This window comes from Pedococcus sp. P1_H8 (assembly GCF_056405175.1).
Genome location: NZ_JBFUCP010000431.1, coordinates 1 through 373, shown reverse-complemented (window position 1 = coordinate 373; position 373 = coordinate 1). Strand labels below are relative to the sequence as shown.

The window sequence follows — 373 nt, the reverse complement described above, 5'->3', positions numbered from 1 at the left end:
CCCCGCGGGTTCGGAGAACGCCCTCATCGCCATCGACGCCACCTCCGGCGCCGGCGGCCTGCCCGTGAACATGGCCGACGCGGACGTCTACTACTTCGCGCCGCAGAAGTGCTTCGCGGCCGATGGCGGCCTCTGGGTGGCGCTGATGAGCCCGGCCGCGCTCGAGCGCGTCGCCGAGATCAAGGCGTCCGGCCGCTGGACCCCCGAGTTCCTGTCGCTGCCCATCGCGGTGGACAACAGCTCCAAGTTCGCCTCGGTGGCCAAGGGCAACCCGTTCATCGGCGACCCGATCGTCGTCTCGTCCGAGCCGGGCAGCGCGCCGGTGCCGGTCTCCGATCCGTCCGTCGACCTCATCGGCTGGGCCCACAACGAG

General features: G+C 71.3%; 1 pseudogene. It reads left to right on the top strand.

What is annotated here, in order from left to right:
* Positions 1-373, top strand: a pseudogene (locus AC1DYG_RS20705) (hypothetical protein); the annotation flags it as partial.